Origin of the sequence: uncultured Enterovirga sp. (assembly GCF_964242715.1) — a bacterium.
Classification (GTDB): Bacteria; Pseudomonadota; Alphaproteobacteria; order Rhizobiales; family Beijerinckiaceae; genus Enterovirga.
Window position 1 is genome coordinate 1 of record NZ_CAXTAZ010000087.1, and the last position, 9,825, is coordinate 9,825.

11 protein-coding genes are annotated in these 9,825 nt (G+C 68.2%); 7 read left to right on the forward strand and 4 right to left on the reverse strand.

Annotated elements, in window-relative coordinates:
* Together ACFE87_RS24040 and ACFE87_RS24045 are read right to left on the reverse strand one after the other, a co-directional pair.
* On the reverse strand, positions 1-2,463 hold a 2,463-nt coding region (locus tag ACFE87_RS24040; RefSeq protein ID WP_375462189.1), incomplete at its 3' end, for an MMPL family transporter.
* 79 nt (positions 2,464-2,542) lie between these two features.
* Entirely contained in the window at positions 2,543-3,127 is a 585-nt protein-coding gene (locus ACFE87_RS24045) for a DUF2147 domain-containing protein (protein ID WP_375462190.1), read from the reverse strand.
* A gap of 238 nt (positions 3,128-3,365) precedes the next feature.
* Here ACFE87_RS24045 and ACFE87_RS24050 point away from each other — a divergent pair, with 238 nt between their 5' ends.
* The 3 genes from ACFE87_RS24050 to ACFE87_RS24060 all read left to right on the forward strand — a co-directional run bounded on the left by ACFE87_RS24050 (position 3,366) and on the right by ACFE87_RS24060 (position 5,144).
* Complete coding sequence (locus ACFE87_RS24050; RefSeq protein ID WP_375462191.1) at positions 3,366-3,656, forward strand: YggT family protein; 291 nt, start codon at positions 3,366-3,368, stop codon at positions 3,654-3,656.
* 61 nt (positions 3,657-3,717) lie between these two features.
* Positions 3,718-4,602, forward strand: a complete 885-nt coding sequence (gene folD / locus ACFE87_RS24055) for a bifunctional methylenetetrahydrofolate dehydrogenase/methenyltetrahydrofolate cyclohydrolase FolD (protein WP_375462192.1) — start codon at positions 3,718-3,720, stop codon at positions 4,600-4,602.
* A gap of 134 nt (positions 4,603-4,736) precedes the next feature.
* Positions 4,737-5,144 carry a carboxymuconolactone decarboxylase family protein gene (locus ACFE87_RS24060; RefSeq protein WP_375462193.1) on the forward strand — a complete coding sequence of 136 codons (408 nt, stop codon included), beginning with the start codon at positions 4,737-4,739 and terminating at the stop codon, positions 5,142-5,144.
* Between the two features lie 6 nt (positions 5,145-5,150).
* On the opposite strand, the gene ACFE87_RS24065 is transcribed toward ACFE87_RS24060, so the two are convergent.
* On the reverse strand, positions 5,151-5,993 hold the full coding sequence (locus ACFE87_RS24065) for a hypothetical protein (protein WP_375462194.1): 843 nt from the start codon (positions 5,991-5,993) through the stop codon (positions 5,151-5,153).
* 116 nt (positions 5,994-6,109) lie between these two features.
* On the reverse strand, positions 6,110-7,063 hold the full coding sequence (locus ACFE87_RS24070; RefSeq protein ID WP_375462195.1) for a LysR substrate-binding domain-containing protein: 954 nt from the start codon (positions 7,061-7,063) through the stop codon (positions 6,110-6,112).
* 65 nt (positions 7,064-7,128) lie between these two features.
* Here ACFE87_RS24070 and ACFE87_RS24075 point away from each other — a divergent pair, with 65 nt between their 5' ends.
* The 4 genes from ACFE87_RS24075 to ACFE87_RS24090 all read left to right on the forward strand — a co-directional run.
* Positions 7,129-8,415 carry an SLC13 family permease gene (locus ACFE87_RS24075; RefSeq protein WP_375462196.1) on the forward strand — a complete coding sequence of 429 codons (1,287 nt, stop codon included), beginning with the start codon at positions 7,129-7,131 and terminating at the stop codon, positions 8,413-8,415.
* Between the two features lie 100 nt (positions 8,416-8,515).
* Positions 8,516-8,914: a succinate dehydrogenase, cytochrome b556 subunit gene (gene sdhC, locus ACFE87_RS24080; protein ID WP_375462197.1), complete on the forward strand. Its 399-nt coding sequence runs from the start codon at positions 8,516-8,518 to the stop codon at positions 8,912-8,914.
* Positions 8,915-8,924: 10 nt separating this feature from the next.
* Complete coding sequence (sdhD, locus tag ACFE87_RS24085; RefSeq protein ID WP_375462198.1) at positions 8,925-9,353, forward strand: succinate dehydrogenase, hydrophobic membrane anchor protein; 429 nt, start codon at positions 8,925-8,927, stop codon at positions 9,351-9,353.
* Positions 9,354-9,541: 188 nt separating this feature from the next.
* A partial coding sequence (locus ACFE87_RS24090) for an FAD-binding protein (protein WP_375462199.1) occupies positions 9,542-9,825 on the forward strand: 284 nt, incomplete at its 3' end.

The following is a 9,825-nucleotide window of genomic DNA, read 5'->3' on the forward strand; positions in this document are numbered from 1 at the left end:
CGTCAGGCTGGAGGCCAGCATGTCGGCGACGCCGTTCCGCCAGGCGATCATGTAGTAGATGTGGAAATTCACTCCGACGGCCAGCATCAGCGGCAGCGCGATGATGTTGGCGAGGTTGAGCGGCATTCCGATCAGGTAGGCGGTCTCGAGCGTCAGGATCGTGGCGATCACGAGCGGCCCGAGCGTGAGCGCGACGTCGGCCGGCCGGCGCAGCGCCAGCGTCAGGATCAGGAAGATCGCGACGAGCGCGATCGCACCGGCGACCACGAAGGCCCGGGCGATGATGCGGCCGGCTTCGACCACGTCGACCGGCGGGCCGGAGGTCGCGGGCGACACGGCCCTGACCGCCTCGCTGAAACGCTCGAGAACGGCATTGTCGTTGGCGTCGCCCTTCGGCGCGACCTCGATCCGGGCCTTGCCGTCGCGCGAGAGCCAATCCCGTCGCAGATCGGCCGGCAGGGTCTCGACGCTCACGGCTTCGGGCGAGAGGAGCGCCCGGAGGCGGTCGAACAGGGCCGGCAGCCCGCCGACCAGCGCCTCGGAGGCGGCGGCGCGACGAGCCGGGGTTGCGTCGGCGAGGCTCGCGAGGTTCCCGGCGAGGCGGGACAGGGCGTTCGCGCCGGCGCCGGCCTTCGTCCGAAGCGTCTCGGCCGTCTTGCGCAAAGTTTCCACGAGTTCGGAATCGCTCGACGGCTCGGCCGGCGGCGCGGGATCGAGCAGGGCTTCGAATTCCTCTGCCGCCGCCTTCACCAGCGCCAGCTTCGCCTCCTGCTGCTCCGGCACGAAGGTCGCGATCGTCACGACCTGGGACACCTCGGGCAGGGCTGCGAGCCGCATTGCCAGCGGCTTCGCGGCGTCGAGCGAGGGCGCGAGCACGCTGAGGGTATTCGGCGTCTGCCCGGGCTGGCGCGTGAGGTCGAGGAAGGTCGCGACGCCCTCGGTCTCCGCGCTCCGCAGATGCATCGGGTTCGCGTCGAATTCGAGCTTCAGGAGAAAGGGCAGGCCGGCGACGACGAGCAGCGTCGACAGGGTGATGACGAGTTTCCGGTGCCGCAGGATCCAATGGTCGACCGCGGCGAGAGCCGGCATCTCGACGGTATCGGGCTCGCCCAAGGGCTTCAGCACCACGATCAGCGCGGGCAGCAGCGTGAGGCTGAGCAGGAAGGCGATGATCATCCCGACGCCGGTGATCAGGCCGAGTTCCGAGACGCCCCGGAAGGACGTCGGCAGGAAGGAGAAGAAGCCCGCGAGGAGCGACAGCGCCGCCAGCGTCAGCGACCAGCCGACGCCCTTGGCGGCGAGCCGCATCGCGGCCCGGACGTCGTCGAGCTTGTGGCGCTCGTCGCGGTAGCGGACGGCGACCTGGATGCCGAAATCGACGCCGAGCCCGAGGAACAGGGCCGCGACCGCGACCGAAATGACGTTGAACCGGCCGACCATCAGCAGGCCGGCCCCGATCGTGATGACGAGGCCCGCCGCCGTGGTGAGGAGGACCGCGAAGATCACGCGGCCCGATTTCAGCGCGAGCCACAGAATGACCGCGATGGCGACGACCGTGAGACCGAGATGGAGCGGCGCGCCCTCCCGCACCGTCGCGAATTCCTCGTCGGCGAGGGGCGCGGCCCCCGTCAGGCGCAGCCGGACGCCCTTCTCGGGCACGAGGCCGAGTTCGGCGCCGACCTTGCGGATCCGGGTCGTGGCGAGGGCCGCCGGCTCGAGCGCCTTGTAGTCGAGCACGGGGTCGATCAGCACGAAGCGGCGCAGCTCTCGCGGTTGCGCGGGCTTGCCCGACATCAAGGTCTGCCAGGACAGATAGGCAGGCTCGCCCTTGAGGACACGCTCGACGACCTCGCTGACGCGGTCGACGAGCGTCGCCTGCCCTTCGAGTTCACCCCGGCTCGCGCCGAGGTCGATGAGGCGGAGCAGCCCACGAAGGGTTGGATCGCCCGACAACGCGAGCAGCGTTCCCTGCTGCTGCACGAGCGCCTCCGTCGTCGTCTTGACCTGGTCGAGCGGCAGAAGAAGCAGGCCGTTCCGGTCGAAAAAAGGCCCGCCGTCGGGTCGCCAGGCGCCCCGGATGTTGGGATCCTTGACGGAGGCCAGCGCGCTGGCCAGCTTGGCGGCGCCGGCCTCGGCGAGTTCGGGCGTCTGGCCGTCGATCACGGCCACGATCGACTTCGAGAATTGCGGGAAGGCGGTCTCGTAGGCGATCTTCTGCTTCGCCCAGTCCGCGTCGGTCTGGAGAAGCTGGTCGGTCTCGGTCGTGATCGCGAAGCGGGTCGCGGTCACATAGAGACCGGCGATCGACAGCAGGAGCGAGACCGCGATCACGAGCCATGGCCGCCGCACCGCCATGCCGACCAGACCCTCGGCCAGGAAGCTCGGATCGTTGACCGGAGAAGCGGGCTTCGCGGCCGGATGCTCCAAGGGTGTCGGAGGCTCGGCGTTCAACAGGGGGCGCAACGCTTGTTCCTTGAAAGGTCTCGCCGGGCGAGAAGCCGGCATGTCACATGGATCGGCGAGCTTGCTCGCGCCAAGGGGGTCAGGAGCGAGGCTTCGCGTCCCGCTTCGGCTCGCTGGCGCCGACCGCGGCGGGCGTCGCCTTGGTAGCCCATTCCGGATCCGGCCGCGGGCCGTCCGGGGCGCCGGTCGGGGCTTCCAGCTGACCGGGCACCTTGCCGGTCGCGACGGTCCAGCTCTGTGTGCTGCACAGAAAGCCGATCAGGCAACCCTTGACCTTCAGGTCGCCGGGCTTCTCGAGCCAGATCGTGACGTCGTAGGTCTTGCCGTCATCGGCATTGTAGATCGAGCCCTCGTATTGGTCGTCGTCATTGGCCTTCAGCCCGAGGATGAGCTGGTGCCCGACAACGGGGCGCTTGGCCTTCTTCGGGTCCGGATTGTTGACGTCGAGCAGAGGACCCTTCCGGTCGGACTTGGTGTCCGGCTTCAGCCAGACGATGTATCCGCAGAGCCGGTCCTGGGCCGAGCCGCATTTCTCGACCCGGACGCGCGCGCGCTTGTCCTCGGTGAGCCACACTCCGCTCGGATCTTTCGGTGCGGCTACCGCAATGGCGAGCGGAAGGGCCGTCCCAAGAAGCGCGAGTGCCGCCGAAAGCCCGTGTCGCATGCTGTTCATCACCGAATATGGACGTTGCGGCCAAGCTCTGACGTTGCCGATGCGACGACATCATGGCGTGCGCGTCCCGATCCGGGTGATTCGGCCGGGACGCGGCGATCTGTCAACTCGGGACTTTACATGGAGTTAACGCGATTTGGGGCGGTGAGCCGACCACCGGCCGGGTTGTCGGACGGAGCCCTGGTCGCTACATCCGCGCTCCGACCTTCCCTCAGGCCACCCCCGATCCATGCGCGCGCTCCTCGACGTCATCCTGTTGGCGCTGCAGCTCTATGTGTGGCTGCTGATCGCACAGGCGGTGCTGAGCTGGCTCATCGCCTTCAACGTCGTCAACGTCCGCAACGATGTCGTGAGGACGATCTGGAACTTTCTCTACCAGATCACCGAGCCTGTCCTTCGTCCGATCCGCAACATTCTGCCGAATCTCGGCGGCATCGACATCTCGCCGATCATCCTCGTCCTCATCATCTTCTTCATCCAGCGCGTGATCCAGCTCTACCTCTACCCGGTCGTGATCTGATGCCGCCCGAGGCGGGGCGGCCGGGTCCGGCCGGCGTCCTCTTCCCGGCGTCTTTCGTCGAATGACGGCGATCCGCATCGACGGCGCGACCGAAGCCGCCCGTCTCCGCGGCCGGGTCGCGGAGGAGGTAGCGCGCCTCGCGAGTGCCGGGATCCAGCCGGGTCTGGCCGTGGTGCTGGTCGGCGACGATCCCGCGAGCGGGGTCTATGTCGGCTCGAAGAAGCGCCTGACGGTCGAGGTCGGGATGCGGTCGATCGACCACGTCCTGCCGGCCTCGACCGGCGAGCGCGAGCTGCTCGACCTCGTCGCGGCCCTGAACGCCGATCCGGAGGTGGACGGCATCCTGGTGCAGCTTCCGCTTCCCGCTCACATCGATGCCGCGAAGGTGCTGGTCGCGATCGATCCGGACAAGGATGTCGACGGCTTCCACCCGGTCAATGTCGGACGCCTCGCGACCGGGATGCCGTCGCTCGTTCCCTGTACGCCGCAGGGCTGCGTGCGCCTCGCGAAAACCGTGCTGCCCGATCTCGCCGGGCTCGAGGCGGTGGTGGTCGGACGATCGAACATCGTGGGCAAGCCGGTCGCGCAGCTGCTGCTGGCGGAGAGCGCCACCGTGACGATCGCGCATTCCCGCACGCGCGATCTGCCCGAGGTCTGCCGCCGCGCCGACATCCTGGTCGCGGCGGTCGGCCGCCCCGAGATGATCCGGGGCGAGTGGATCCGGCCCGGCGCGGTCGTGATCGATGTGGGCATCAACCGCGTCGCCGGCCGCGAGCCCGGCAAGACGCGCCTCGTCGGCGACGTGGCCTATGCAGAGGCGGTAGCCGTGGCCGGCGCGATCACGCCCGTTCCGGGCGGGGTCGGCCCGATGACCATCGCCTGCCTCCTCGCCAACGCCTTGCAGGCAGCCTGCGCCCGCCGAGGGCTGCCGTTGCCGGCGCTTTGAACGGAAGCGATCTCGAGTTCGTACGAGCCTTCGAACGCGCACCTACCTCCCCTTGTGAGGAGGGTAGCGCGCCCAGTGATGATAAGGTCCGAGCCTGGATTCAGGGCCGACGCACCGGCGGCCGGGAGGAAGCGATGGCGACGGTAAAACTCTGGACGGACGAGGACGTGGCGCGCGACCCGGCCGTGAAAGCCGTGTTCGACGACATCCGGACGACCCGGAAATCCGACTTCGTCAACGATTTCTGGCGCGGGCTCGCCCACGATGCGGGAACGCTGAAGCGGGTCTGGGAGGGCCTCAAGGCGATCATGATCGCGCCCGGCGCGCTCGACCCGCTCACCTGCGAGCTGATCTACATCGCCGTCTCGATCACCAATGGCTGCCAATACTGCATCCACTCCCACACGGCTGCCGCCCGGGCCAAGGGCATGACCGACGGGCAGCATGGCCACATGCTGGCGATCGTCGGCATGGCGAACCAGACGAACGCCCTCGTCACGGGCCTCGGAGTCGCGCCGGACGACGTGTTCCTGGTCCGCTGACGCGTTTCAGGTGCGCCGCGCGACGGAACGGCGCGGCTTCGGGTCGTCGGCGGGAAGACGGCCGACGAGCGACCAGCCGAGGACCGCGTTCAGGACCTCGTCGCGCGAACGCTTCGCGCCGACGACCTGTCTGGCCGATCCCGCCGGCAGGAATTGCCAGCCCCAGATCCAGCCGACCGGTTGCCTGACATGCCGGAAAGACTGCGCGAGGAGGCGTGTCGCGTCCGGGCCAACCTCGTCCGCGACGAGGAAGTAGGAGCCCTGGTTGAAGTCCGACGTCAGCCGCGGGAATCCGGCTTCGACGACGCGCGGAAATGGGATCGCGTCAAAGCTGATCCTCACGTGGTGCGCGGGAAGCGAAGCGACACGTCGCCCGATGACACAGGGCGCACCGCCCTTGCCGCCGATCGATTGCACCATGTGGTCAGCCGAAGACGGCTGGGAGCACGCCTCCTCCGAGGTGCCGAGGCGATGCGCGACGAACTCCTCCGGGCGGCGAGCGAACCGGTGCCGCAGCCCGCTTGTCTGCACGATCTCGGGCGCGAAGCCGCGCGCCAGCGCCTCCCGGCAGACGTGCGAGCAATGGCCCGCCTCTCTCAGAGCCAGAACCACAGGCAGGCCGGCACTCGCCGCCTCGATCTTCACCTCTGCGAAGGGCCGCCCGGCGATCCAGCCCCGGGCGACGTCGGCGATGTGCAGCGCCGGAAAGACGAGGACGATGCCGAGGCAGACAAGTGCCGCCCGGTACCGGCCCCGGGCGGCATGCACCAGGCCGAGGACGGTCATGACGGCCACGAAGATCGTCGCCCCGAACAAGACCAGAAACCAGAGGACGCCGAAGATCCACATCCCAACCCGCTCCCCGGAGCACGACGGCCCGTCTTCGTTCAGCACGTCATAGCGCCTCCTTGCTGAGAGGCCGGGAAGGTTTTGGAGCGAAGGCTGCAGGTAATGTTGTGTGTCGATTAACCACCAGGCTCAGCACTCGCCTCTGGTGCCCGCAAGAAATCCACCAGGAGACGGGCTGACGGCGGCAGCTCGCGATAGGCGCGGGTGCAGATGAAGAGGTCGCGGATCGCCCATTCGTCCTGCAGGTGGACGATCGCGATCGCCGAGCTGCGCTGGGCGAGTTTCGCGGTCGTCTCGGGCACGATGCCGATGCCGACCCCGGCGCCGACCATGCGGCAGACGCCGTCGAAACTCCGGAGCTGCACCCGCAGCTTGAGGGGCAGCCCGGCCCGGGTCGCCTTTCCGGCCAGGAAACGCTGCAGCGCGCTCGCCCGGTCGAGACCGACGAAATCGAGCTGCAGCACGTCCGCGAAGGGGACGGGCCCCTGTCCGGCGAGCGGGTGACCCTCGGCCACCACCACCACGAACCGGTCCTGTCGGAAGGGAAAGGTCTCGAGCGATCCCGTCTCCACCGTGCCGGCCACGATCCCGAGATCGGCCGCGCCCTCCGCGACGAGGCCCACGATCTCGTCCGACAGCCGTTCCTCCAGGTCGACCGAGATGTCGGTATGCCGGGCCAGGAAGATGCCGAGCGCGTCCGGCAGGAATTCCGTGAGGGCGTTCGTGTTCGACAGGATCCGGATCTCGCCCTTGAGCCCGCCCGCGAAGGTGCCGAGTTCCTCGCGAAGCCGCTCCGCCTGGGCCAGCATCGTGCGGGCGTGGGCGAGGAGCGCCCGCCCGGCTGGCGTCGGGGTCACGCCGTTGCGGCTCCGGATCAGGAGTTTCGCGCCGAGGCCGGTCTCCATCGCTCGGATCCGGGTCGAAGCGGCCGCAAGCGCAAGATGCGCCCGCTCGGCGCCGTGCGTGATCGAGCCTGCATCCACCACGTGGCGGAACAGGCCGAGATCGACGAGGTCGAAATGCAGGGCGGCCTCCAGGCTTCGCAGATCGCGAAGGCAACCTAGACGCATTCCAAATTGTGGAGAAGCGCCGGAGAGCGCATGCCTTCGCGAATGACGAACCGAGTCCCACGCCCGTGACGCTCGTAGCCCTGATCGGCTGCCTTTGTATTCTGGGCTGGGCCACCGGGATCGTTCCCGAGATCGTGGTCACGCTCGGCTTCTTCGCGGCCGCGACCCTGACCGGGATCGCGAAGCCCGCAACCGTCTTCTCCGGCTTCGCCTCGTCCGCCTTCTGGCTCGTTCTCTCCGGCATGATCGTCGGCTCGGCCATGACCCGCACCGGCCTCGGCGCTCGCATCGCTCGTTATCTCGCCCGCCCGCTGTCGCATTCCTACCCGCTGTTCATCGCCGGTCTCGTCGGCCTCGCCTTCGCGCTCGCTTTCGTGATGCCGTCGAATCTCGGCCGCATCGCGCTCCTCGTGCCGGTCGTGCTGGCGATGTCGGATGAGCTCGGCCTGGCCGCAGGCAGCCCTGGACGCACGGGCGCGGTGCTGGCTGTCGGCGTCGCGACCCCGATCCTGTCCTCGGCCATCCTGCCGGCCAATGTCCCGAACCTTGTCATGGCCGGCACGGCGGAGGCTCTCTACGGGCTGCATCTGCGCTATCTGCCCTATCTCCTCCTGCACGCGCCGGTGCTCGCCATCGCGAAGGGCCTTCTCCTGATCGGGCTCGTCTGCCGGCTGTTTCCGGACAGGATCACACGGCCGGCCGTCCCCGAGGCGGGCAGCAAGACCCCGCTCACCGGAGCCGAGCGCCGGCTTGCAGTCGTGCTTGCGCTCACGCTCGCCTTCTGGATGACGGACAGCCTGCACGGCATCCAGCCGGCCTGGATCGGGCTCGCGGCGGCGGTGATCTGCCTCCTGCCCCGGATCGGGGTCTTGTCGCCGGAGGCCTTCAATCACATCAGCCTGCGGACCTGCTTCTACATCGCCGCGATCCTCGGCCTCGTTGCGGTCGTGACGGAGAGCGGGCTCGGGGCTGCGCTCGGCCGGGTCCTTCTCTCGATCGCTCCGTTCGAACCTGGCGGGACGGCGCGCAATTTCGGCATCCTGATCGCGATCGCCTCTCTCCTGACGATCGCGACGACTGCGAACGGGGCGCCCGCGCTCTATACGGCGCTCGCCGGCGATCTCTCGGCCGCGACCGGGTTCGACCTCATGACTGTCGTGATGGCCCAGGTGATCGGGTTCTCGACCATTTTCCTGCCTTACCAGGCGCCCCCGATCCTGGTCGCGGCCGAACTGGGTTCCGTCCGCATTGCAACGGCGGCCCGGCTGACATTGCCTTTCGGGCTGCTGTCGCTCGTCGTCATCTCCCCGCTCGCCTATGCGTGGTGGCGCCTTCTCGGGAGGCTGGCGTGACCTGCCGAACTGGCATTCCTCCTGCGTTGCGGGGTCCTGCCCAAGGGGCTAGGAACCCTTCTAAACAGCCCTCGTTCACCTTCATCACCCGGAGCGCCTGATGGCGGATGCCAAGGCTCAACCCGTGCGGCCGCTTTCGCCGCACCTGCAGATCTACCGCTGGACCTGGACGATGGCGATGTCCATCTTCCATCGCGCCACCGGCTCGGCGCTCTATGCCGGGACGCTGCTCGTCGCGATCTGGCTTCTCTCGATGGCGTCGGGGCCCGAGGCGTATGACCGCGCGGCCTGGTTCTTCGGCTCGCCCATCGGCCTTCTGATCCTGTTCGGCTACACCTGGGCGCTCATGCATCACATGCTGGGCGGCGTGCGCCACCTGACCTGGGACCTGGGACACGGCTTCGAACCCGGCACCCGCATGATGATGGCCCGGTTGACCCTCATCCTGTCCCCCGTCCTGACGATCCTGATCTGGATCGTCGCCTATGTCATGCGCTGAGGAGGACGGGATGAGCGAACCGACCGGCCGCAACGAATTCGGCTCGATGAAAACGCCGCAGGCCCGTGTGAAGGGCCTCGGCGCGGCGCATCACGGCGTCGAGCATTGGTATCTGCATCGCCTTTCGGCGATCGCGAACATCCCGCTGGTCACCTCTTTCGTGATCATCGTGGCGAGCCTCGCCGGGCGGTCCTGGCCGGATGCGATCCGGATCGTCTCGAACCCGTTCGTCGCCATCCTGCTCTCGCTCCTGATGATCTCGGTCACGTTCCACATGCGAATCGGGCTTCAGACGGTGGTCGAGGATTACGTCCACGACCACATGCTGAAATTCGCGGCCGGCATCGCGAATACCTTCTTCGCCTTCGGTATTGCCGCCGTATGCTTGTTCTCGATCCTCAAGATCAGCTTCGGCCGCGTGCCGCTGCCGCCGCTCTAGACCACGACGTTTGCCCTTCCCCTCGTGGGGAGGGCCGAGCCGAAGCGAAGCGAAGGTCCGGGGTGGGGATCGCGGACGGGGAACCGATCGGGTTCCTCTTGCACCACCCACACCCCCAGCCCCTCCCCAAAAGGGGGAGGGGAGGCGCGAACCCTCAGGGGTCGCAGATAGCGTTCCGGAGAACGATGATGGCCACGAACGGCTCGACACATGGCGCCAACGGCGCCGGCCCGAAGATCAACGGCGACGCCTACCGCATCGTCGACCACACCTTCGACGTGGTCGTCGTCGGTGCGGGCGGCGCGGGCCTGCGGGCGACCGTCGGCTGCTCCGAAGCCGGGCTCCGCACCGCCTGCATCACCAAGGTCTTTCCGACCCGATCGCACACGGTCGCGGCCCAGGGCGGCATCTCGGCCTCGCTCGGCAATATGGGCCCGGACGATTGGCGCTGGCACATGTACGACACCGTGAA